16 protein-coding genes and 1 pseudogene are annotated in these 23,871 nt (G+C 42.2%); 8 read left to right on the top strand and 9 right to left on the bottom strand.

Going from position 1 to position 23,871, the window contains the following annotated elements; genetic code table 11:
* Positions 1-71: 71 nt before the first annotated feature.
* A complete protein-coding gene (gene recG, locus QUD05_RS28925) occupies positions 72-2,660 on the top strand; it encodes an ATP-dependent DNA helicase RecG (protein WP_289799071.1) in 2,589 nt (862 codons plus the stop codon).
* Positions 2,661-2,887: 227 nt separating this feature from the next.
* Positions 2,888-3,262, top strand: a complete 375-nt coding sequence (locus QUD05_RS28920; protein WP_289799070.1) for a hypothetical protein — start codon at positions 2,888-2,890, stop codon at positions 3,260-3,262.
* A gap of 100 nt (positions 3,263-3,362) precedes the next feature.
* On the opposite strand, the gene QUD05_RS28915 is transcribed toward QUD05_RS28920, so the two are convergent.
* Positions 3,363-4,304: a glycosyltransferase family 2 protein gene (locus tag QUD05_RS28915; RefSeq protein WP_289799069.1), complete on the bottom strand. Its 942-nt coding sequence runs from the start codon at positions 4,302-4,304 to the stop codon at positions 3,363-3,365.
* 274 nt (positions 4,305-4,578) lie between these two features.
* On the opposite strand from QUD05_RS28915, the gene QUD05_RS28910 reads away from it, so the two are divergent.
* Positions 4,579-6,918 (top strand): PhoX family protein, encoded by a 2,340-nt coding sequence (locus QUD05_RS28910; RefSeq protein ID WP_289799068.1) that lies wholly within the window; start codon positions 4,579-4,581, stop codon positions 6,916-6,918.
* A 790-nt stretch (positions 6,919-7,708) separates the two neighbouring features.
* Positions 7,709-9,872: pseudogene (locus QUD05_RS28905) on the top strand (PhoX family protein).
* 127 nt (positions 9,873-9,999) lie between these two features.
* On the opposite strand, the gene QUD05_RS28900 reads toward QUD05_RS28905, so the two are convergent.
* The gene (locus QUD05_RS28900; protein WP_289799067.1) at positions 10,000-10,545 is read right to left on the bottom strand and encodes a PEP-CTERM sorting domain-containing protein; all 546 of its coding nucleotides are present in this window, start codon (positions 10,543-10,545) and stop codon (positions 10,000-10,002) included.
* 319 nt (positions 10,546-10,864) lie between these two features.
* Positions 10,865-11,125, bottom strand: coding sequence for a hypothetical protein (locus QUD05_RS28895; protein ID WP_289799066.1), 261 nt, complete (start codon positions 11,123-11,125; stop codon positions 10,865-10,867).
* Between the two features lie 583 nt (positions 11,126-11,708).
* Between QUD05_RS28895 and QUD05_RS28890 the strand changes: the two genes are divergently transcribed.
* Positions 11,709-13,778 carry a tetratricopeptide repeat protein gene (locus QUD05_RS28890; RefSeq protein WP_289799065.1) on the top strand — a complete coding sequence of 690 codons (2,070 nt, stop codon included), beginning with the start codon at positions 11,709-11,711 and terminating at the stop codon, positions 13,776-13,778.
* Between the two features lie 11 nt (positions 13,779-13,789).
* On the opposite strand, the gene QUD05_RS28885 is transcribed toward QUD05_RS28890, so the two are convergent.
* The 3 genes from QUD05_RS28885 to QUD05_RS28875 form a co-directional block, all read right to left on the bottom strand.
* Positions 13,790-14,578, bottom strand: a complete 789-nt coding sequence (locus QUD05_RS28885) for a hypothetical protein (protein ID WP_289799064.1) — start codon at positions 14,576-14,578, stop codon at positions 13,790-13,792.
* Between the two features lie 131 nt (positions 14,579-14,709).
* Positions 14,710-16,272, bottom strand: a complete 1,563-nt coding sequence (locus QUD05_RS28880; protein ID WP_289799063.1) for a DUF1565 domain-containing protein — start codon at positions 16,270-16,272, stop codon at positions 14,710-14,712.
* Positions 16,273-16,831: 559 nt separating this feature from the next.
* Positions 16,832-17,362 carry a pentapeptide repeat-containing protein gene (locus tag QUD05_RS28875; protein ID WP_289799062.1) on the bottom strand — a complete coding sequence of 177 codons (531 nt, stop codon included), beginning with the start codon at positions 17,360-17,362 and terminating at the stop codon, positions 16,832-16,834.
* Between the two features lie 438 nt (positions 17,363-17,800).
* On the opposite strand from QUD05_RS28875, the gene QUD05_RS28870 reads away from it, so the two are divergent.
* Positions 17,801-18,010, top strand: a complete 210-nt coding sequence (locus tag QUD05_RS28870) for a hypothetical protein (protein WP_289800155.1) — start codon at positions 17,801-17,803, stop codon at positions 18,008-18,010.
* Between the two features lie 157 nt (positions 18,011-18,167).
* On the opposite strand, the gene QUD05_RS28865 is transcribed toward QUD05_RS28870, so the two are convergent.
* Positions 18,168-19,562 (bottom strand): TldD/PmbA family protein, encoded by a 1,395-nt coding sequence (locus QUD05_RS28865; RefSeq protein ID WP_289799061.1) that lies wholly within the window; start codon positions 19,560-19,562, stop codon positions 18,168-18,170.
* Between the two features lie 358 nt (positions 19,563-19,920).
* Here QUD05_RS28865 and rbp point away from each other — a divergent pair, with 358 nt between their 5' ends.
* Positions 19,921-20,238 carry an RNA-binding regulator gene (gene rbp / locus QUD05_RS28860; RefSeq protein ID WP_194042424.1) on the top strand — a complete coding sequence of 106 codons (318 nt, stop codon included), beginning with the start codon at positions 19,921-19,923 and terminating at the stop codon, positions 20,236-20,238.
* A 120-nt stretch (positions 20,239-20,358) separates the two neighbouring features.
* A complete protein-coding gene (gene rpsU, locus QUD05_RS28855) occupies positions 20,359-20,550 on the top strand; it encodes a 30S ribosomal protein S21 (protein WP_289799060.1) in 192 nt (63 codons plus the stop codon).
* Between the two features lie 334 nt (positions 20,551-20,884).
* Here the strand turns inward: rpsU and QUD05_RS28850 are convergent, their stop codons facing one another.
* A complete protein-coding gene (locus QUD05_RS28850) occupies positions 20,885-21,820 on the bottom strand; it encodes a hypothetical protein (protein WP_289799059.1) in 936 nt (311 codons plus the stop codon).
* A 207-nt stretch (positions 21,821-22,027) separates the two neighbouring features.
* Positions 22,028-23,512, bottom strand: coding sequence for a galactose oxidase early set domain-containing protein (locus tag QUD05_RS28845; protein WP_289799058.1), 1,485 nt, complete (start codon positions 23,510-23,512; stop codon positions 22,028-22,030).
* Positions 23,513-23,871 lie beyond the last annotated feature (359 nt).

The following is a 23,871-nucleotide window of genomic DNA, read 5'->3' as shown; positions in this document are numbered from 1 at the left end:
TTGCTACAACGGGGGGAACCCCCGCAACGCAGTGGCTCCTCCTAACTCCTAACTCCTCACTCTGCTGACCAATGACTAATGAAAAACCAGATTGGATACGATTGCACAAAGCCTTGGCAATAGAAGCTGAACGTGGCTTTACAGACTTGATGGGCAGAGAATACCGTTTCAGTGAATTTCTCAGCCTAACTTTGGGCAAATTCCCAACAGGCTTACCCCATACTGAACGCCGCCGTTGGCAAGGATTAGCGGTGCAATTTGCTAGTTATCCACATCTAGCACTGGAAGAAAGGCAGCATTTAGTAGCAGAGACTCGTAGGTATCTTTCCCAATTACAGCAAGAGGAGGAGGGGGAACAGGGGAAGCAGGGGAGCAGCACTTCTCTACGAGAGGCTTCGCCAACGACTACGCCCTTCGGCTACGCTCAGGACAAGCTCAGTGACCGGGGAGCAGGGGAGCAAGGGAAAACTTATCAATCCAAAGTTCAAAATCGTTCGACTGAGCGTAGCCGAAGTCCAAAATCTCCAATTGTTACTGAGGTAAGTCGAAGACTTGCACCAAAAATTGAGCAAAAGCTCAGTGATTTACCAGAAATAGGTTTTAAAAAAGCTGATAATTTGGCACGGCTTGGTTTACATACCGTCCGCGACTTGCTTTTCTACTATCCTCGTGACCATATTGATTATGCGCGTCAGGTGAATATTCGCGAGTTACAGGCGGGTGAGACGGTGACAATAGTGGCTACAGTGAAGCGTTGCAACTGCTTTTCTAGCCCTAAAAATCAGAAATTATCAATTTTAGAATTGGTAGTAAAAGATAACAGCGGTCAAATCAAAATTGGTCGTTTTTACGCAGGTACGCGCTTTAGCAGTCGCGCTTGGCAAGAAAGTTTAAAACGCCGTTATCCAGTAGGTAGCATTCTAGCAGCCTGTGGATTGGTGAAAGAAAGTAAATACGGCTTGACACTGGATAATCCAGAACTAGAGGTTTTGGCAAGTCCAGGAGATACGATTGAGTCGCTAAATATTGGGCGGGTAGTACCAATTTATGGACTAACTGAAGGCGTGGTGGCGAATACAGTGCGACAGGCGGTAATTGCTGCTTTGCCTGCTGCGGCAAACCTGAAAGACCCTTTACCAAGTGGTTTGCGGCAGAAGTATGGTTTGATGGAATTGAAAGATGCGATCGCTAATATCCATTTTCCCAGTGATAGTGACGCTTTAAAAGTTGCCCGTCGTCGCCTAGTTTTTGATGAATTTTTCTACCTACAACTTGGCTTACTGCAACGTCAACAGCAAGCAAGAGCGATTCAAACCAGCGCCATCCTTGTCCCACGCGGTCAACTTGTAGAGAAATTTCACGAAATACTGCCTTTTAAACTTACTGGCGCACAGCAACGAGTTCTCAACGACATTCTCAACGACTTACAAAAACCTGTACCAATGAATCGTTTAGTGCAAGGTGATGTCGGTTCTGGTAAAACAGTCGTCGCCGTGCTGGCTATCCTTGCAGCAATTCAATCTGGCTACCAAGCAGCGCTGATGGCTCCCACAGAAGTTTTGGCAGAACAACATTATCGCAAGTTAGTTAGCTGGTTTAATCTACTGCATTTACCAGTGGAATTACTTACAGGTTCGACTAAAGTTGCGAAACGAAGACAAATACATTCTCAGCTAGGAACTGGTGAATTACCTCTGTTAGTGGGAACCCATGCCTTGATTCAAGACCCTGTAAATTTTCAGCAACTAGGGTTAGTAGTCATAGATGAACAGCATCGCTTTGGCGTAGAACAACGGGCACGTTTGCAGCAAAAAGGCAATCAACCTCATGTCTTAACTATGACAGCAACTCCGATTCCCCGAACCTTAGCACTGACGATACACGGGGATTTGGATGTGAGCCAAATTGATGAGTTACCACCTGGGCGGCAAAAGATTCAGACAACAGTATTGTCAGGTCAGCAACGCAACCATGCTTACGACCTGATCCGCCGAGAAATTGTCCAAGGTAGACAAGTTTATGTGGTTTTGCCCTTGGTAGAAGAATCAGAAAAATTAGATTTGCGATCGGCTGTTGACGAGCATCAAAAGTTACAAGAAAGTGTTTTTCCTGATTTTCAAGTTGGGTTGCTACACGGTCGCATGAGTTCAGCCGAAAAGGATGAAGCGATAACCAAATTCCGTGATAATCAAACGCAAATTTTGGTTTCTACTACTGTCGTTGAGGTTGGTGTAGACGTACCTAATGCTACAGTTATGCTGATTGAAAATGCAGAGCGATTTGGCTTATCGCAACTGCACCAACTGCGCGGGCGTGTTGGTCGTGGCGCGGCTCAGTCTTACTGTCTGTTGATGAGCAGTTCCAGAAGCCCTGATGCTCAACAACGGTTGAAGGTATTGGAACAATCTCAGGATGGCTTTTTTATTTCCGAGATGGATATGCGTTTTCGTGGGCTGGGGCAAGTACTGGGAACTCGTCAATCAGGAGTGCCAGATTTTACCTTAGCTAGTTTGGTTGACGATGAAGAAGTTTTACTTTTAGCGCGCCAAGCAGCCGAGAAAATTATAGAGATGGATGTTACTTTAGAGCGTTGGTATTTGATGAAAGAAGAGTTGAAGTATCGATATGAGCGTTTAATGGGTGGAGCGATTTTAACGTAATATATCTCAGTTAGTTTAAGAGAGAAACTGACTATGCATTCCTACCTTTTAAAAGTAATTTATTCTTTTAACTTGGCATACTTTTACTTTTCTTAGATTTCACTTATCTGACCCAAGGCATGAAGGATGCAGTTTATAGTCCAATAGCCTAAACATGGGTTGAAGATGATATCAGCAGAACACATTAGTAAAATATAAAATAATTATCCTTTAAGAATAATTGAGGAATGTCCAATACAATAGTAAGATTAATTCTATCGACAGTAACAATAGCAGCACTGATAGGAGCGATATTTTTTGCGATCGCCACAGTGCGTTTGAAAAATTTTAAGTACAGTTTATTAACATTTTTGCGCTCATTTATTGTTGCCTTACTTGGTTCTAGTGCTGGTTTTTTTCTTGGTTGGCTGTGGTATAAATGGACGCTTAAAACTGACCCAAGTTTCTCAAATCCTAACCTGAGTGGTCTAAGTCAGGGAATAATGGCAGGATATTTAATTACTGTTTGGTTATTTTGTGTTCAAACTGGAACCATTCTAGGTGGGATTTGGGGCGGAGTCCGTGGGTTAAAGTATTATCAAACACGTAGCAAACGTACCTGAGCGTCCGCGCTTTTACCCTATGTCGTCTTCCCCCCATTACCCGACATCCTGCATCTTTACACGGTTGATTACATGGTGGTACTTACCAAAGGTGTTTAAATCACGATGCTTGCTGTATTTCAGCATAGGCTTGATAAACACCCTTCACGTTATACCAGTTGAGGAAAATTCGGGCAATTTCTAAAGCTAATTGAGGTTTACCTAAGTTAATTAGCCATTGCAATAACGGAGCCATTGTCCGTTCATTCAGTGCGCCATTGAGTGACAAAATTCCCCAAAGTAAGCGATGCAGCCAAGTCATTTGAATCATCATTCGCACTTCCCACGTGGGATGCTTTTGATAAAACAAAACTCCCATACGTCCGCGTTGAATTTCTTGGTCAATTAATCGGGGAATTTGCTCTAAGTTAAATGCTGGATGCCAGTGATATCCTACCGCTTCTGGACATTTAATTAGTGTCAAACCTAGTTTTTTTAGCCGCACACCTAATTCTAAATCTTCCCAGCCATAGAGTTGAAAACTAGTATCAAAAAGTCCTGCTTTATCTAACCAATGTTTGGGAATTGCTACATTTCCTGTAGCAAAAAAAGCTGCTGAAAAATCTGTGACTTTGTAAGGTTCAGCCGTTGGATTATTGAAATTACAAGTATTAATAACTGCACCGTAAGTGAAAAAGCGATCGCTCCTCAATTTCTCTTTCCCCTGCACTAGTGCGTCAGCATGAGCTTGCAGGAAGTTCTTCAACACTACTAAATCGCTATCAATAAAGATAATTGTGTCTCCCTGCGCCTGTTCTACCCCCAAATTTCGAGCCGCAGCTAGTCCAGCATGATCTTGCTGAAACCAGCGCACATGAGGAAACTCCTCTTTGTGTGCTGCTAACCACTCCAATGTGCCATCAGTAGAACCATCATCTACCAAGACAATCTCGTAACCAGTAACGGAACTTGGCTGACTTAACTCCTGCAACTCCAAGGCGCGGAGGCACTTTTCTAAAATCGGTTGGCGATTATAAGTCGGTATCACAACGCTGAAAAACACAGTCTCACCCACAACACTATTGATTTATCCATCTCCAGGATAGGACAGATGGGGCGCTGACACTGTTCCTTACTTGATTCGGGCTAAGGAAATAGTAAGAGGGATAATTTTTAGTTAATTCACTTATAACCTTAGCTTAATTATTTTCAATTAAAGTAAATAATAAAATAATTATCCCTTTATTGTTAATAACTTATTCGTTATTTAAGCGGCAAATTTTCAGAAATTAGAGTTTATTTCTACTAGTTTTTTCTGTCACACAGAGGAAAGTTTGATGTCTAAATTAAGTCGGAGAGAACTTTTAATATTTCTTGCTGGCAGTGCTGGTGCTGCTATTTTGGGAGACAAACTTCTAAATAGTTTTGCTAGTGGGGCAGATGTAAAAACGCCCAGTATCAGCTTTACACCTGTACGCTTACCACATCCTTTACCAATTTATCAACAACAGAAAAATTTCTTGCCAACAGGAATTGGTCAGGGAGAAGTAGTTAATGTATCTGCGGATATTAAGTTAGGTAGCTACAACGTTATTGATGATGTGATAGTGCCGCCAGAGTACGAACGTTATGTAATTGTCAGTTGGGGCGATCGCGTCTTTCCCAACAAAGATGATTATTTCGGTTACAACAACGATTTCACTGGGTTTATTCCCCTTAGTAAAACTGATAATGTCGGGTATTTATGGGTGAATCATGAATACATTAGTTTTCCATTTTCTAGTTTAGTAGTAGAAGATTCATCCGATCTGAAAGGACTGCCCGACGCATTTGAAAAGGTAATTGGTTGGACTTTACCCTCCAGCAGAAATATTGAAGTTGAAGGTGAATTTTTATATAATCAAGGCGGCTCAATCGTTCGTATCTCTCGCCAGAATAAGAATAAACGTTTTGCTGTAGTAAAAGATGCTAAAAATCGCCGCATTCATGGTCTATCTGGGTTAGGAATTAATAGCCAACGCAATGATGACTACAAAAGTATCACAGCTTGGGGAAGTCGCAATCATCAAAAAGGTGACAAAAATTATTTAATTGGAACTGGCCCGGCTGCGACCCAAGTTTTTAATCTCTCCTCTGATGAATTGGGCAACAAAATTATTGGTACTGCCTTCAACTGTTCTGGCGGTAAAACTCCTTGGGGAACGATTTTATCTGCGGAAGAGAACTTCCAAAATAGCTTCACAGAAGGAGTCAAAGCTAATGGTACTCAGACAGATTATACAGACAAAACTATCGGCAAGACTTTTGGTTTAGTTGGCGAAAAATACGGCTGGATTGTAGAAATTGACCCCAAAAATCCGAAATACCGCCCCCGCAAACACACTTCCTTGGGTCGTTTTCGCCATGAAAATGTTGCCCTGCGCGTTGAAAAAGGCAAAAAATTGGTTGCTTACTTGGGTGATGACAGACGCGGGGGACACACTTGGAAATTTGTCAGCGCAAAAACTATTTCTTCACCCACCAGTAAAACGAACAGTAGCTTATGGGAAAAGGGAACCTTGTATGTTGCCCGTTACAATCCAGACGGTACAGGTAAATGGATACCGTTACTTTTAACTACTGCTACCAATCCAATTACACCGACAGTTTTATCTTCCGTAGAATTTGCTGCCTTGCAGAAAGTACAAAAAGAAGGTCTTTTACCACTACCGAGACGCAATGGGATTGCAGGTGAAACCAAAGATGGTGGTACATTTAAATGCGATCGCACTAACGAAACAAAAGCACTACCTGATTATCAAAATAAGAAACTCTCTGACTTCTACTCTAGCCAAGGTGCTGTACTCACTGACGCCTTTTTAGCTGCAAACTTAGTCGGGGGAACTCCCACAGCGCGTCCAGAAGATGTAGAAGTGCATCCAACCACCAAAGAAGTCTTCATTGCCTATACTGATGGTGCGCCAGGAAGCGATGGTTATCCTGATTCGCGGATTTTTCAAGTTGCCAAGTTAAGTACAGATGCCAAGGCGACTCAGCAATCAGGAGGACTGTACAAAATTATTGAAGATAGTGCTGATGCCACAGGTTTAACCTTCCGGTGGCAGAGATTTGCCCAAGGTGGCGAAGCAGGTTCAGTTAATGGTGCTGGTTTTGCCAACGTTGATAATCTAGTTTTTGACAATCAGGGAAATGTTTGGGGTGTCACGGATATGTCTACCGACACTCACAACGGTTTTGATGTAGGTGCTGAAGGTAAGCAAACCAAAATCGATCATACCGTTAGTGGTAATGTTTCTGATTTTACCGGAGTATTCGGTAATAACTGGCTATTTTTTATCCCTACCAGTGGTGCAAATGCCGGACAGGTAATACCGTTTGCTCATGGGCCAGTGCGTTGCGAAATGACCGGGCCAACTTTTGTCGGAAATACACTGATTATTTCAGTACAACATCCTGGTGAAGATTGTCCAATTAACGATGGCACAATGCTAAGTCGCAGCATTGAATTACTAGATTTGAATGGTACTACATTCAATCAAACTCGAAGTTTACCTCGTGGCAGTAGTTGGCCAAGTAATATCTCGAAAAGTGATGGTGGTAAGGAGCAAGCTACAGGTATCCCCCGACCATCTGTAATTGGTATTCGCCCGAAAAATTCTCGCAGTCAGTTTATTTAAGCTGATATTTTACAACACTCTCAATTAGCACCATCGCCCGCCCAGAAATTTATTCTGAGCGGTTATTATATCTGCTGTAATATATCAGCTTTGACTCACATCTCACATTATTTTTAATAACTTTATTTTGTAGGATAAAGACTGTCTATTGATGCCAAATACCTTAATTTTAGTGTTTGTGTTATTACCCATATTACAGTTATTGCTTGCCGAAATTTAGTCTCAGGTAGCCATCTGTATTTGTCAAACATAATTCAGGATGAATTATGACCGGAAAAGCTGACAGTAGTCTACTAATGTCTGAATAATTCGGTTTACAGCAGTTTTTATATATTTGAACCACACCTGCCGTAGGGGCGCAAGTCCTTGCGCCCCTACGACAGGTCTATCTACCTGAAAATACCTGTAAGACCCCCGCCAAATTGAAGTTTGCTAGTCTTCAATCAGTCGGGAATTCAGACCCGCGACTTCTGAATTCTTCTTCAATTATCGAAAATATATTCTGATCAAAGAAAGTTATTGATAAATTCAAATTAATCAATATATAACCCAATGTTAATACTTAGTAACTAAATTAAAGTAAGCATGACTATTTTAGTCTGTGTAAGCAGCATCAGACAGTCTTAATTTGTTATTCATTGCTATCTATTAGCTGTTAAATATGTGTCAAATCTCAATAAAAATCTAAGTAATTGTTGTAAATATATAGAGTTTTTATTTACCAAATTACTCATGTTATTGAGAGATGAACTGAATAGCAACCTCGCAAGCCTTAAACGGAGAACAAAGAATGAAAGGACGCTCTCACCCTAAAAACAATTTGACCCTCAACCCATCTGGTAACGAGTCAATTCGTGATGTGATTGACCGCGTTAGCTTGAGTCGGCGGCGGTTCATCATGACGGCTGTGGGTACGTCGGTGCTAACTGTTGTGGGCGATGTTTCCATCGGTGGCTTTCTCCAAAGTGTTGATGCAGCGCCGATTCCCAAGGGAACTGGATTTGCTGGCATAGGCTTCAAGAGCATTCCACCGAATCTACTCAACCCAGCTACAGGACTTCTGGAAAAGGATCTTGTCAGTGTTCCTGAAGGTTATACAGCCAAAGTGCTGATTGCTTGGGGAGATCCGATTGCACCTGGTGGCCCGACTTGGCTAGCAGATGCCTCCCAAGATGCGGCTGCTCAAGAAAAGCAGTTTGGTATGCACAATGATGGGATGCACTACTTTCCTTTACAACCAGGGAATGTTGTTGGTCGGACAGTAAGTTCACAAACAAGATCGCTAAGAGGCTTTTTAAACCAGCCCATCAATACTGGTCTGTTGTGCGTTAACCATGAGTACACCCAGGAATCAATTTTGCATCCAGATGGCCTGGATGTAGTCACAATTGCCAAGGTACGGAAGTCTCAGGCTGCTCATGGCGTGTCTGTTGTGGAAATTTCCAAAAATGGCAATGGCTGGAGTTTTAATCGTAATTCGTCTTATGGTCGCCGCATTACCGGCAACACCAAGATGCGAGTATCGAGGCCTGCGGCTGGCGATGCATTGTTAAAGTCGAAAAAGTTTTCAATTCAGCCAACTGGCTCTGTTGACACTCGGCACACTTAATGACGGCTACACCGCTTATGGTACTCTCAACAACTGCGCCAACGGCTATACTCCTTGGGGCACTTACTTAACCTGCGAAGAGAACTGGAACGGCTACTTTGCTAATCCTACAGGAGATGTAGCTGCAATTCCAGGCATCGAAAAGTCTGATATCCTCGCAGGGCAGAATCGATACGGTGTACCTAGACAGTCTAGCTATCGCTGGCCAGAAGTTGATCCACGATTCGATGCCAGCACCAACCCACTTGAACCCCATTTATTCGGCTGGGTGGTTGAGATTGATCCCTACAATCCGCAAAGCAAACCAGTCAAGCGTACTGCCCTTGGTCGGTTCAAGCATGAGAGCGCTCAGGTTGTTGTTGATGACAATAACCGTGTTGCTTTCTATCAGGGTGATGACGAGCGCAACGAGTATATCTACAAGTTCGTTTGTGCCCAAACTTTCAATCCCGGAAATCGTTCTGCTAACCGCGATTTGCTTGATAACGGTGTTTTATACGTTGCCAAATTCAATGACAACGGTACTGGTAAGTGGCTTCCTTTGGTCTACGGTCAGAATGGTTTGACACCAGAGAACGGTTTCAGAAACCAAGCTGAAGTGCTGGTTAAGACAAGACAAGCTGCGGATAGAGTCGGCGCAACCATGATGGATCGCCCAGAGTGGGTAGCTGTGCGTCCTCGGATCGGTGGATATAAAGAGATTGAAGTCTACTGCACATTGACCAACAATAATCGTCGGGGCACAACTCCAGTTTCCTCCAACCAGCCAGACGGCACAACAGCAGCAGGCGGTGCGCGTCCTCCCGTGAATCCTCCCAACCCACGTCCTGACAACCGTTACGGTCACATCATTCGCTGGCGCGAAGATGGACGCAGCGTTACAGCAACTACCTTCAAATGGGATATCTTCTTTGAAGCTGGCGACAAAACTAGACCCGAACCAAATCTCAAGGGCAACATTAAAGGTGACGATTTAAGTTCACCAGATGGTCTCTGGTTCGACGACTTCGGACGCCTTTGGATTCAGACTGACCACGCAGGTGATGGTATCGGCGACTTGGTAAACATCGGTAGCAACACTATGTCATGTGCTGACCCCAATACCAAACAAGTTAGGCGCTTCTTAACCAGCCCTACGGATTGTGAAGTAACTGGTATTACTAGTACACCCGATGGTAAAGCGATGTTTATCAACATCCAACACCCAGGCGATCGCGGAGATGCCTCGAATCCCACACTCGGCAGCAATTGGCCTAATAGTCAAGGGTATGGCCCATCAGGTCGCCCACGTTCATCAGTGGTAGTAATTACCCGTAATGACGGTGGCGTTATTGGTGGTCTTTAAAAACGATAGGAACAGATTTATTTAGCGATCGCTCCTTTGTCACTACAGTATCTTAAATAGTTTTAAATCACCTTAATCCTTAACCTAAATACGGGCAAGGATAAGGTGATTTACTCATTGTCTACAGTTAACCCATAACTTTTGTTGCTCTCTTCTTGCGTTGCATCCACAATCCCATAACAGCAGCAAAAGCCGTACCACCAACAGCTAACGGTTCGGGTACTTTAGCGTAGCTTACAGTACCTACTTGTGTTGTATTTACTGATTGATCAATCAGATAAAAGTTGTTTCCTCCAACATCTGGAGTATTTGGATCGCTTGCGATCGCAAATTGGTCTGCAATAAAATAGCTTAGTCCCAAAATTTTGCCATTATTAAAGCTAGCTATAGGAAAACTGTTAAAATCAGTATCATCTACCTCTGTATAGTTAGTACCTAAGTAGTTGAATGCCACTACTAATCCATTCTCCACTCCCAATGTTTCAAGACCTGTATTGGTTAAAGTGGAGTCATCATACCGAAAAGAGCCAAAATACTGACCGGGGCGATCGCCAGATGTTGCATTTACGGTGAAATCATAATTAACTAAGGCAGCTTGCGTCGGTTTAACAACAGCAGCAACCGAGATAGCAACAGCAAAAACCGCAACGCTAATATCTTTAGCTAATTTCATCAGAAAAATCTCCGAAACTAAAAAATGAATAATTCTGTAATCTCACTTAAATAAACTTTTAACCAATGTATATAGGTTAAGAAATAACCAACAAAAGACGATCTTTGTTAAATCTTTAAGGTTGTCAGATATATATAAATTTTGTGTAAACTTATTTCAATATTTACAGTAGGTTATGTTTTGAGTTTAGGCGTAGGCGTACTCACACATAGCAATCCTATCTAAGTTGTGAAAATGAACAAACCGCTTTTTCTGCGAAATACCAAGAAGAGAAAAAGAAGTTTTCACATCTAATTTAGGACTGCTATAGTTGCGAAAATCAGGCATGGAGATTTGCTTGTTCCTGCAACCACGGATCTACAGGTTGTCCATCTTTACGGCGTAATTCAATTTCCACAACCATCACTTCTTTGGAACCAGGAGGTGCAGGTTTTTTATGGAAAAGAATGTCATAATCTTCTGGATTATGTTTACGTTCTTTCAACCATTCCTGTACCTTGGTTGTGGCAAAAAATGATTGCCCTTGCTCAAACATTCGGGTAATCTGCAATTGCAGTGTGTAAGGATTTATGCGACCCATTTTCTACCGCCTTTGTTAAGTTAATTTGAGAACAAGTAATCTATTTACTGTAGATATAGCAATCCTATTTGATTTGTGAAAATGCGCGGTGTCCAGATCCCCGACTTCTCGAAGAAGTCGGGGATCTAATTTTTCACAAATGATTTCAGATTGCTATAATCTAATGTTAATGCGAAGTAACCACACATGACACTTCCCATACAGCTAGAACTTCCACTTTCAATGTGTTATCTGTAAAAATAAAGCCCGAACCTTCTTCGGTGGATGGTCTAAGAAAGCGTCGATGCTTTCGCATTTTGTCTTTAACTGGTTGATAAATTATTATTTTTACTGCTTGACTTTCACCATCTTTAGCAGTAAATACAAGATAGTAATGTTATAGTAGGACATCACCAAAAATTGTCACAAACTTGACTGCACTCTACGACTAAAGTTGTACGTACACTCAGGACGAGAAAACGGATTAGTTAAGGATTGTTCAGAATTTTACACTGCCTCTACAACATTTAACCACTTAATTCTGTTATAGATTGGAGAGAGGCACGCCGCTTCAAAAACTGACCAACAGACTCAGATGGTTGTTATGCAGAGCAAAAATCAAGCTGTTTTCGCTTTAATTGGAAAAAGTACTATTGTATTTTTACCCTTATTGTTATCCATTGGAATCGCCAGTGGACAATCTGCACCATCACCCAACCCAGCACTAACTCCGGCTCCGGTGTTATCGAATTCAGAACGGGAAGAGTTAGCACGACTACGAGCAGAAAAACGAATTCAACAGCAAGTCCAATCTGATTTTAAAAGCACTTTTAGCCGCACAACTATATTACTAGATATTTGGCTAGTTATACTAAGTCTTTTTCCAGTCGCAGTCATTGCTTTGTTATGGCTGTTGCGACGGGTGATAATTCGGGAAATTGTTGATAGGGCAATGCAACAAGTCCAGGGAATGGAAAAATTACAAAATCAGCTAACCACCGTTAAACAAGAAGCTGAAAAGGTTATTCAAGATGCGAAAAAAATAAATTCTGAATTAGAACAGGAAGCAACTGCTTTACAACAAAAAATTAAAAATGAACAAGAAAATGTATCTATTCTGATATCCGATCTGGATTTAAATAAAGTACAGGTATTAAGTAGATTAGAAGCGGAACTAAAAAAATCTCAAGAAAATATAGAAAATTTAGAGTCAAAATTTGCGTTGGGGTTATCTAAGTTAGAGTTTGATGCTCAACAACAAAAAGATATAGCACTGGAAAATTTAGGAAAATTAGCATCTGCGATCGCAGAAGAACTATCTAAGTTAAAGTTAGGTGTGCAACAACAGCAAGAACTAGCCGTTGCTGATGTAGAAATATCAAAGTCTGAGTTCACATCTCAACTTTCTGGATGGCAGTCTGATGCTCAACAGCAAAAAGATATAATTTTTGAAAGTTTAACAAAATTACAGGCAGAATTTGTAGAAAAGTTATCCGAATTACACGTTGATGCTCAACAGCAAAAAGAGATTGCCGTTAACAATTTAGGTATATTTGATCGGCAACTTAAATCTCAATTATCTGAATTACAGGTAGATGCTCAAGAACAAAAAAATAAAATTCTTGCGAGTTTAGAAGTATTGCAGTCAGAATTTAAATTGCAATTATCTGAATTACAAGTCGATGCTCAAAAATCTAAAGAGCTAATCATTGAGAATTTAGAAAAATCTGGTTCTGAGTTTAGTTCGCAATTCTCAGAATTACAATGGAATGCTCAACAACAAAAAATTCTCATTTTAGAGAAGTTAGAAAGATTAGAAACTGAGTTTGTCTCTCAACTCTCTGAGTTACAATTGGATGCCCAAGAAAGAAAGGATCTAATTCTTCAAGAACTAACTGAAATTACGCCGGAATCGATTCTAGAAGTGGTGAATTTTGAAGTTGAGCAAGAAATACAGGAACAGCCGCAACAACCGGAATTCACTGCTGATGAGTATGTAAAACAGGGAGACGATCTGTTTTCTCAAAGGCGCTATGAAGATGCGATCGCAGCTTACAATCAAGCAGTGAAAATCCAACCTGATGAACCTGTGAGTTGGTTAAAACGTGGTTTAACTTTGGGAAGGTTGAAACGCTACCAAGATGCGATCGCATCTTATGATAAAGCGATTGCAATTCAGCCAGATTATCATCAAGCTTGGTGCGATCAGGGCGTTGCTTTTGGAAATTTACAACAACATCAGCAAGCCTTTGCCTCATTTGACAAAGCTACACAAATCAAACCTGACGATGCCGTTGCCTGGTTAAATCGCGGTCTTTCCCTAGTAGCATTAGAACAATACGAAGAGGCAATCGTCTCCTTTGAGAAAGCCCTGGAATTCCAACCCAATTCTCCCAAAATCTGGGATAAACACGGTTATACATTGGTAAGATTGGGACGCGATGATGAAGCGATCGCTAGTTTTAACAAAGCCTTAGAAATTAAGCCAGATTATGCCAGTGCTTATTACAACAAAGCAGCCTGTTACGCACTGCAAAGACAAGTTGACCGATCTCTGTTAACTTTACAACAAGCGATTGAACTGAATCCCAGGTATAAAGAAGACGCAGCAAGTGACCTCGATTTTGATGATATTGCCGACGATGAGCGCTTTAAGTTGTTAGTTGCAGAATAAAATGTCATTTGTCATTTGTCATTCTCCCCCTGCTCCCCTGCTCCCCTGCTCCCCACACCTGGGTTATGTTCGCTAGACATGGCTTTGAGTTTAGATGTGAAAGAATCAGAGCGATCGCTTGTTTCGGGGGTAAATTGCCCGATTGGGGCATGAATAGGAGCAGGTGGAAGCAGTTTTGGCTGTCGTTGATGATGGTTTTGTGATGGGGAAAGCGCTGGACTTTCTTGTGAAGTTTGCCTCTGGCTGACAGCAGATAATCGCTCAAGGGTTGCCGAAGAGGTAAATTTCCCAGAAAGCGGAGACTTCAAGACGGTTTTATTGTCTCTATCTTCCTGCTTTCCATCTTCTTCGGTCAAAGATGTTTTTGGTTCATAACTTTTCAGTTGGAGAGTCGCAGTATTGCTGTGTTGATAGCCATTGCGAATCCTAGCTGGTGGTAATTGAGGACTCGTCACTTGCTCTAGAGTGGGTTTTTTCTTGGCTGGCGGTAGAGCTGGTGCAGCCGATGACGTTAAGCTTTGAGGAAATTTGCTACAAATCATCCGTTCAAATTCCATGTTGAAATGATATGTAGCCTGATCCCGGCGCTGCCAAAATACTAAAATTTGCTGCACGGAAACGGCTTTATAACGACCTTGATATAGTGCCTCAATCACTGCCAGGTGTAGCCAATTAAGGGGGTATTGCGTTTGCCAACGCTCAACTAGCTCATTGGCACTATACCCACTGAGATCGAAACTATAGTTAATTAATAAGGCGATCGCCAAGTTGGCAGAGGTGTCTGGAAGTGTTGTTAACATGGGGCTATTAGCTTTAGGCAATAGGTCTAAGATTTGTCACCCATCGCATATTAGCCTAGCGTGCTTTTAACTACATGGTTTATTTTTCCAATAGTTGTCAAGCCAATAGGCAGTGTTCCTTATTCTACTTGTCAACTTCTAGAATGCAACCCTACATAGACTGATTTAATCGCAGATGTTCGCCCAATGGCGACTAATGCTTGATAAACCATCGCTGCAACTTCGGCGTATGTTGCCAAACGTAAAGGTGCAAGCACTTTTGGATCTGGATAGTTGACAACTATTCCTTGTTGTGTAGCAGTGGCAACGGCTGTTTGGGCGTAGTCGGGAATGGTATGACGATCGCTATATATTTCTAAAACATCACGATCAACAGCTGGTAGTCCCAGTCCGTTTACTAGGGAGACAATCACCTGTAGCCGCTGCACACTTTGATCGGGGCGGAAAGTGCGATCGCTAAATCCGCCAACAAAACCACCGCTAGCCGCGATTTGAATAGCGCTATAAGCCCAAAAATCCTTGGGTACATCCGTAAAATCAGGATATGGGATTTTGGGAAATGGGTTAAAAGCGATCGCCACCAAAGCTGCATATTGGGCGCGAGTCATCGGTTTATCTGGCTGGTAGCTACCATCGGCAAAAGCATGAGTTAAATCCATCCTCGCTAATGCCTGAATAAATGGTTCTGCCCAATGTCCATCTAGTTCGGGAGAGGCGGGAGGGGGAGACAAGGGGACAAGGGGACAAGGGGACAAGAGGGGTTTTTGATCTGTCGATCTATCAGAGGGACTGGTGTTAACCGTTACTCGATTGTTTGGGAGTAATTCTACCAAGCCCTTGACTAGAGACAGATTTAATTGATTACCTACGGAAACTAGCTTTTGTGTAGTGGCATTATATAAATCAAATTCACTATGCTCCCGAAAAATATTATCACCTGGATCTTCGCTATTACCTAAATCTGGGACTGCATTGCCATTGACTAATAAACCACCTTGGGTATTTTTCGCAATCAGATTTTGACGTAGCACAGGTTGGGCATTGCGAGAAAGTGCGATCGCCGTGCGATTTTCTGATAATTTGTTATTGGCGATCGTTGGAGCAGCAAAATCACTAATTGCTATGCCTAAAGGGTTTTTTTGAAAGACATTCCGCCGCACCTCTCCCTGGCTATGACCTGCCATTACTAACCCGCTAGCAGTATTTTGCACAAATACGTTATGTAAAATTGCGGGTTTGGCAGTCCCAGTGGTAAACACACCTTCCCGCCCACAGTTGCTCAGAGTATTGTTACTTAAAGTAGGTGCAGCCGATTCAATCCAGATACCAGCACCTTTGGCTGAGGGATTAGTGACAGTTACACCTAAAAGATTGGCATTATCTACCAAGAGCAGCGTAATATTTTGTATACCAAAACTGGGACTTTGATACTCACCACTCCCGGAAATTACAATCCCTGCACCTTTGTTAGCTTCATTACCCACCACTGTCACCCCTCCAGGGACGATTAGTGGAAATACCTCGCCACTAGCAGCGTTATAAGTCCCCGACTCCAGATGAATTATCGTCAGGATTTTGGTTACTTTTAAAGCACGGGTGAGGCTTTTAAATGGACTCAACCGTGAACCAGTATTGCTATCATTCCCTGTCATAGGGTTGACATAGAGCGTGACGACGAGGGTAGAGTTCACCATTGATAGTTGAGAGTCAATTGTTTTAATTATGACAATCGTAAATAACACTACTTGTAGCAAACTTTTTCACGGTAATATCCTTGTGTATAGAAAATATATCCACCTGACTTTTTCTGAGAAGCAGATCGTGTGTACACACAAGTTATAGACTCTTGTGCAACATTCTAAGTTCTCATCTCAATGGCATTGTCAGTCAAAACAATCGCATTGTCAGTCGAAACAATGGCATTGCAACTCTAAAAAATTTGTGTGTAAGGGACTTGCGTGAAAATAAAGTACCAATAAACCGAGTTTCGACACTATAACCCGCAGATCCCTAAGCTGTCGCGTCTGCTCTGCGGACAGGAGATTAAGAGAACCAGCACGGTCTTCTCCCTTGGCGCTAGCCTCTCCCCAAGTAGAGCATCTGGCGTGTGAGATTCTCCGGGTTTAATTAAGTAATCAAACAAACATAAAATGAAGCTCAAGTTTCGAGTTTTAATCTCGGTGTTCCGAGGTACTGTTTTGGTTAATGTATTGAGTCAGCAACCCAGAACCCTTGCTCTGTAAGAAAATGAGATTAAAGATGCTCATCCAAAATAGTTCCTTCTATATTGGCTCCAGACAAATTTGCTCCACTCAAATTTGTCTGGCTCAAATCTGCTTGAGTGAGATTTGCCTGGGATAAGTCAGCTACAGTTAAGTCTGCGCCACTTAAATCCGCTCCATCGAGATTCGCCGCTATCAAGTTTGCTTCCTGCAAATCCGCTTCACTCAAGTTAGTTTCAATCAATTTCGCAACCGTCAAATCAGCCTGACTCAAATTAGCTCCTTCCATTGCTGCTCCATCCAAGATAGCTCCATCCAAAATTGCTCCGCTTAAGTTGCTACCACTGAGATCCGCATTGCTCAAATCTGCCCCATTTAAGTCTGCCTCAATCAAACTGGCGTGGGCTAAATTAGCGTGACTCAGATTAGCTCCATCTAAAATTGCTCGATCTAAAATTACACCACTGAGATTGGCTTCTCTTAAATTGACCTCGCTCAAGTTGACGCCAGTAAAGTCTCTGACACCTGCGGCATAGTTTTTCAGAAGTTGATCTGCTTTCATATCTGTCGCTGTGCTAAGGAACGTTTAAATAATTCGTAATTCGTAATTCGTAATTTTTGAGTGTGATTCGCCTTTATTTATATGTAGGTAGCTTTGTTTCAGTTTGGGTTTAAATAAGAGTATGAAACAGTCTTTAAATTAAGAATTACGCTAGTACAGCAATGGCGAGTCCGCAAGCGTAATTATCAATTACGAATAATTTGGGACTATCCAGACAGAATATCCTCAGCACGCGCTACGGAGGATTAGTGTAGTGAATCAAACAAGAGTGGATATTGAATCAACTTTACCTAGATTAGCTATTCTTATTTATTGGCGCTACTACCTAGAGTTATGAGTTAATTTCATACTTGAGATGGATGTTGCTCGCCTTAAAAATTCAAGCATTAGTGCAAAGCGATCGCTATACTCAATTGTGGTGTTCATCTGGCAGAGGTTATGGCAAAACCAATTCGTATTCTTTTGCAGACTACGATTCCTACGACTGAAGATGACTGGAGTATTTTTCGTTTCTCGATGTTAAAAGATTATTTAGCATCGATTCAAGACGAAGCCGGAAACTCCTTATTTGAAGTCATTGGTCATTGGTCAAGCATAAGTCCACTGCGATACTTAGTATTTTCGGTATCACCACATATTTGGGTCTGAATCATAAGGCTTCACGCAATGCTTTAAAGTAATGAGTAAGGAGTAATGAGTTTCATAGTGGATGAAAAATGGGTATTTACTCATTACTTATTACTTATTACTCATTACTCCTTCTTAAGAGCGCCTTTAGGTCGGTGAGGATATCAAGGCGGATAGTTCATGTTTCCCCACCAACCACTACATCTCGAATTCGCAGGCTAGGGCCACCACAACCCACTGACAAGCCATTTTGACCTCCCTTACCACAACCGCCAGATTCATCCCAATAAAAATCATCACCAAGTGCCTCAATATCCGCTAAAGTTTGGAATACATTTCCCGAAAGTGTCACATCTCGCACAGGTTCAGCAATTTTGCCGTTCCTAATCATCCACGCTTCCCCAGCACTAAAGGTAAACATTTCCCCATTCGTCATCCCACCCAACCAATTACGGGCATAAACTCCTTCTTTGATATCGGTGAATAAGTCTGCAACTGGTGTTTTACCCCGTTCAATCCAGGTATTTGTCATCCGCACAATGGGAGCAAAGTGATAGTTAAGACAGCGGGCGTTACCCGTAGGCGCTTCCTCCAATTTGCCAGCAGTTTCACGAGAATGTAAACGTCCCACTAAAACTCCATCTTTAATTAGTTGAGTAGTAGTGGCAGGTGTGCCTTCATCGTCGTAAAAATAGCTACCGCGATGTCCTTCTGGAGCCGCACCATCAAAAATTTGCAGTTCTTCTGGGCCAAACCGCCGTCCGATGGTCATCACTTCCAGCAGATCGGGGTTTTCGTAAGCCATATCAGCCTCAGAAAGATGTCCGAAGGCTTCGTGGACGAATAAACCCGTGAGAATTGGGTCAATGACTACAGTGTAAGTATTGCCTTTGACCGATGGTAGAGATAAAGCAGCGATCGCTCTTTGAGCAGCACCTTGTACCTGTTCATCCAAACTAGTTAAATCTTCGTAAGCTTTGCGAGAGCCAGTAGTTTCCCGTCCAGTTTGTACGGTTTCGCCATTTCTGGCGGTGGCGGCAAAGCGCATTTCCATATCCACCCAAGATTGCTCGATCAAAGTACCTTCTGAAGTAGCAATGATGACTTTTTGGGCGCTGTCACCGTAACGCACCGAGGTAGTCGTAATTCGGCGATCTACGCTTTTAAGCAATTGGGTATAGCGATCGCACAATTGTTTTTTTTGCGAGAGTGGGATGTTTCGCGGATCAGTACCTTTTAGAGGTAGAATGCATATTGCTTGCACCGGGTCAATGGGTGCAAGTAAAGTTTCTTCATCACCAACCATCCGCGCAGCTGCGATCGCTTCTTCTATGCGATCCTCGATTGTTGCCAGCTGGTTAAAGCAGCTCAACCCCCATCCGCCTTTATAACAAGCGCGAATATGTCCACCAATGGAGATGCCTTCACTGAGAGTTTCTACCTTGTCGCCACGCAACAAGATATCAGTCCCTTCTGCTTCTTCAAGGCGAATCATTAGATAATCTACACGCTTAGAGTAGCGAGCGATCAGGTCAGAAAGTAAATTTTGTGCGTCAACAAGTGTAGTCGGCATTTCCAATTAGTAACAATGACGAACTGCATTTATTTTGCAATTATTTGGGGGATTTCTGCTAATCAATATTATGAGGAGACTGAGTACTGAAAGAGATGAGTGAGTGCAAAAACAGGGGAGAAGTTGCAGTAAGTTTTTCCTCTCTACCCTTTACAATTCTGCCTCTTGTGCCCAATCTCCAACCCCCAATCTTGAGTTACGGTGGGTAAGAACTCAATGATGTGCTAAGATAATCAAGTGAGAATAAAATTCGGTTACATTCTTTGTTTTTAGTATTGACAGGCTTTTCCCTTTTGGTCTTAACAAGCTTGCCTCCGAAATCTAAATCTCTACACACCTATGATTTTGGAGATGATGCATGTCAATTTATGTAGGTAATCTATCCTACGAGGTCACACAAGATGACCTCAATTCTGTGTTTGCCGAACACGGTACTGTAAAGCGGGTTCAGTTACCTACTGACCGTGAAACAGGACGTCCACGCGGCTTTGCCTTTGTAGAGATGGGCACAGAAGCTGAAGAAACAGCTGCCATTGACGCTCTTGATGGAGCTGAGTGGATGGGACGCGACCTCAAAGTCAATAAGGCTAAACCAAAAGAAGATAGAGGTGGTTCTTTTGGTGGTGGCGATCGCCGCGGCGGTGGTGGTGGTGGATACAATAGATCACGCTACTAAGCTTTAAGATCAAAAATTAAGTTTTAACGTCTAAAGGGCAGAATCATTATCTGCCCTTTTTGCGCTCCGGTCTACTGGATGGCTTAAATTGCCCAGTACCAATTAAGTAGGAGATGATAAATGACCCAAGTATTTGTGGGCGAAAATGAAGGAATTGAGTCAGCTTTACGTCGATTTAAGAGGGAAGTTTCCAAAGCAGGTATTTTTCCAGACATGAGAAAGAATCGTCACTTTGAAACGCCTTTGGAAAAACACAAGCGCAAAGAAGTCGCTAGACACAAACAACGCAAGAGAAATTTCCGTAGTAATTAACTATTAAGGATACCTCCGGTTAGCTATGCTAACACGCTCTCTCATTAGATTCTTAGCTATCGAAAAGGCGATCGCTGTACTCCAAAAGAGAATCTAATGAGTAAGTTTTGAACATCGGCAACCTTTCCTGATATAAGCTATCTCTCAAAATTATTATAAATTTGTTTGAGTTACTGCTCTTCTGTATCAATCAGAATTTCCAGGGGTAACTAATTAGAAAATAAGTCAAAAATATTCTTAATAATAAGCTGTACCAATCAATGCCAATAAAAAGCCCTCAAGCAAAGATGAGGGCTAGGCAGTTTTTTTGCTAGAGATATCAGATCAATTCCTTCTAAGCACGAGTACGCGTAATCTGAGCAGTATCAAAGTCTTGTAGCCGAGTCATATTTCCGCTCTTCTTATCAACAATAAACACAGCATTAGGTGTCTCATATCTCATCGCTCCCAAGGCGAGGAGTTGACCTGTTGTAGAGCAAACTAAGCTTTGTAAGCCATTATTCCATGCTTGACCATTAACTTTCAATTGTCCTAGTCGGATGGGCTTTTTTTGATTTGGCTCTAGCTGCACCAGAGTTGTCTCACCATACGCACCAACTATAGAGGTATAAAGTATTCCATCTGGGCACTCAGCTAGATTGCTGACCCGCTCATCGTCCAGGAATTTAATCTTACTAATAGAACTGATCTCTCCTGTTTGAAGATTAATATCTACCAATCTAATCGGTGGTGTACCATTCTTCTTTCCTACTAGACCAATGAGTCGCCCATCATTAGTACCTAGCAAGCTCCCAAGCTGTTGATTTGGTTTAAGTCCTGAGACTATCAAACTTTTTACAGGCGTACCCAAAAATGTAATGCGAGTAGGTGTCGGCTGTCTCTGACTAATCGCAACCGGAGTAATGGCTACAACAAGTGTGCCATCGCTTAAAGAGGTAAAACCACTCAATATCTCATTAGGCTCTAATAGAGGTGTACTTTTATCCCTAAGTACCTGAGCCTTTCCTGTCATTAAGGATTGCAAAATTAGTCCTACAGGCTTAATATCTGTGCTTACACTGTTGAGGGCAGTATTCTCTACTAATTCAGTGGTGTGTACCTCTGTAATAACCGTTTGGTCAGTATTAACGAGCGGGCTAGAACCTATACCTACAATATTTAAACTTGGTGTTTCTGCCAAGGCTTTCTTGGTTAGATAACTAAGTCCAGATACTACAGTTCCAGCAAGGGCCAACTGTCCAAACCGTCGACGTGATACCTTGTAATTCATATCTTTCTTCCTAGAATTGATGACTTTTATTAGGCAGCAGTGTGAACATAAACAGATAAGGCTAAGAGGTTGTTTGAAAAGTCCTCAAGCGTATGTTTCACTACCCTGGCTACCGAGAAACTGCTACGAGAGAATCGGAGTTTTGGGATTTAAGATCGCGCTCCTGAGTAGCACTTGAGGCTCAAGCAAACCCTTTTCAAACATCCTCTAATATATTTGCGCCCAGGTTGCTACTGAGGGTGTTCCATTGTTGTCACTAATAAAAAGCATGTACCAGCCTGGGGGTGCGATGTTTCGATTGTTTATGACCGTGACCCTAAGAGAAGTAGCGTTTCTAGAAATAATGGGTGCATCCACTAACCTTTGTTCTGTATCGCAGGAATGGGTACTTGCCATTGGTCTAATAAAACTAACCCATTTAATATTCGCAGCCTGGGGTGTCTGAATCGTAAATTCCTGCCGATAGGTCAATATTTGAGGAGCGCTCTGAATAACTGGACGCGATCGCGACATATACGCAGGACTGTAGATTTCTAATCGCAGTTCATTGACCGTCCGTTGAGGGTTTCCCCCAGCGGCTATGACCCTACCATCTGGTAACAGCAAGGCCACCGAGTGATATACGCGGGGGACAGTTTGTTTCGCTACTACTGTCCAGGTATTTGTAGCTGGATTGTAGATTTCTGCTGGCAGCATTGATTTTGTTGTGTCCTCATTCATTTGGCTACCATTGCAAACAAACACTGTGCGATCGGGCAATATAACTGCGCTGTGATGCATCCGGGCATAGTTTAAAGGCTTTGCTGCTACGTAAGTTGGATTACTAGCTTTTAAATCGACAATATTTACCCTCTTTGTTGCTGTCTTACCACTACCCCCACCGAGAATCATCACCTTTTGATCTTGTGCAGGTGGTAAAAGCAGACTGGCAGCTTGATCGCCAAAAGCTATGTCTTGCAGCCCTGTCACCACTGTTTCTGTAATGGATTGTGTAAATGCCTCTGGTAGGGTTAATATCCTTGGTGTCACTTGAGTGGGACCCATCTGAGCACCTGAATAAAAAATTTTTCCACTACTTAGTAGAAACAGATGGGCGTATGGGGGTAAGGCACTAGTTGTTGGAAAAGCGTTCCAACCATTTGGAAAGAAAGCAGAATAAATTTCTGGTTGTATATTGAGCTTGCCATCTTTATCCGGCCCAGACACTGCTAAGACTCGACCGCTGCCTAGTGTTAACACAGTAGGATACCAGCGACCATTATTCATTGATAGTATCTTGACCCATTTCTCAGCAATGGGATCAAACATCAGAGCATAGGGTGAACCATAAAATGGGTCATAGCGCAAAGTTCCACCTGCAACCAGTAACAGACCATCAGGGCGGAAGGAGTGACCAGCGCAAAAAAGATCCATAGGTTGATTGTTACTATCCAATGGAGGCGCTTGCCGGGTAAAGGTTCCCTTGTTGACATCCCAGACCACACTGTCATAGGGAGTATTTAACCGAGTTGAATCGTTACCTGAGCCACAGAAAAAGAATATCTTACCAGTACGAAGTAGAGCGGCATGTATAGGTAGGATTGGGGCACTATACGACAATACTTGCCATTTATCTGTAGCAGTAGCCTGAGCAATAAAAGTCCCTAAATCTGTTTCCTCTTGAAGGTTAGTCTTGTTATTAGTTTGAGTCACTTTATTTACAATTCTTCCTACGTGGACTTGATTTTTTGTACTTTATTTTATTAATTGATTTCTCAATTTATATCTATACTTCTTTAGGCTTATTTAGCATTAAGATATGATGTGTTTTATAATAAGTAAATGTAAAATCAGCTTTATTAATAGTAATTGCGCTGTCAATCATCCATCCTGTAGCAGTATCTAAATTAAGCCTGAAATACATTGCTGCTATAAATAATACTACATCTCATTCCTGAAATTTTATCATCAAATATTTTCTCACAGAAGAAAATAAACATCTTTGGTTTTGCAGCCTCAATTGGTGAAATCATCGAAAATCTAGTCACTTTTGGATAATTCAGATAAATTAA

The organism is Nostoc sp. GT001, from assembly GCF_030382115.1.
In the GTDB taxonomy this organism is placed as follows: Bacteria; Cyanobacteriota; Cyanobacteriia; order Cyanobacteriales; family Nostocaceae; genus Nostoc.
The sequence above is the reverse complement of the archived record's forward strand: the minus strand, read 5'-3'. Positions and strand labels throughout refer to the sequence as shown.

What these genes read in the sequence shown, in the direction of transcription:
- recG (WP_289799071.1), top strand. Translation starts at nt 72, where the DNA reads ATGACTAATGAAAAACCAGATTGGATACGATTGCACAAAGCCTTGGCA.
- QUD05_RS28920 (WP_289799070.1), top strand. Translation starts at nt 2,888, where the DNA reads ATGTCCAATACAATAGTAAGATTAATTCTATCGACAGTAACAATAGCA.
- QUD05_RS28910 (WP_289799068.1), top strand. Translation starts at nt 4,579, where the DNA reads ATGTCTAAATTAAGTCGGAGAGAACTTTTAATATTTCTTGCTGGCAGT.
- QUD05_RS28900 (WP_289799067.1), bottom strand. Translation starts at nt 10,545, where the DNA reads ATGAAATTAGCTAAAGATATTAGCGTTGCGGTTTTTGCTGTTGCTATC.
- QUD05_RS28895 (WP_289799066.1), bottom strand. Translation starts at nt 11,125, where the DNA reads ATGGGTCGCATAAATCCTTACACACTGCAATTGCAGATTACCCGAATG.
- QUD05_RS28890 (WP_289799065.1), top strand. Translation starts at nt 11,709, where the DNA reads ATGCAGAGCAAAAATCAAGCTGTTTTCGCTTTAATTGGAAAAAGTACT.
- QUD05_RS28885 (WP_289799064.1), bottom strand. Translation starts at nt 14,578, where the DNA reads ATGTTAACAACACTTCCAGACACCTCTGCCAACTTGGCGATCGCCTTA.
- QUD05_RS28880 (WP_289799063.1), bottom strand. Translation starts at nt 16,272, where the DNA reads ATGGTGAACTCTACCCTCGTCGTCACGCTCTATGTCAACCCTATGACA.
- QUD05_RS28875 (WP_289799062.1), bottom strand. Translation starts at nt 17,362, where the DNA reads ATGAAAGCAGATCAACTTCTGAAAAACTATGCCGCAGGTGTCAGAGAC.
- QUD05_RS28870 (WP_289800155.1), top strand. Translation starts at nt 17,801, where the DNA reads ATGGCAAAACCAATTCGTATTCTTTTGCAGACTACGATTCCTACGACT.
- QUD05_RS28865 (WP_289799061.1), bottom strand. Translation starts at nt 19,562, where the DNA reads ATGCCGACTACACTTGTTGACGCACAAAATTTACTTTCTGACCTGATC.
- rbp (WP_194042424.1), top strand. Translation starts at nt 19,921, where the DNA reads ATGTCAATTTATGTAGGTAATCTATCCTACGAGGTCACACAAGATGAC.
- rpsU (WP_289799060.1), top strand. Translation starts at nt 20,359, where the DNA reads ATGACCCAAGTATTTGTGGGCGAAAATGAAGGAATTGAGTCAGCTTTA.
- QUD05_RS28850 (WP_289799059.1), bottom strand. Translation starts at nt 21,820, where the DNA reads ATGAATTACAAGGTATCACGTCGACGGTTTGGACAGTTGGCCCTTGCT.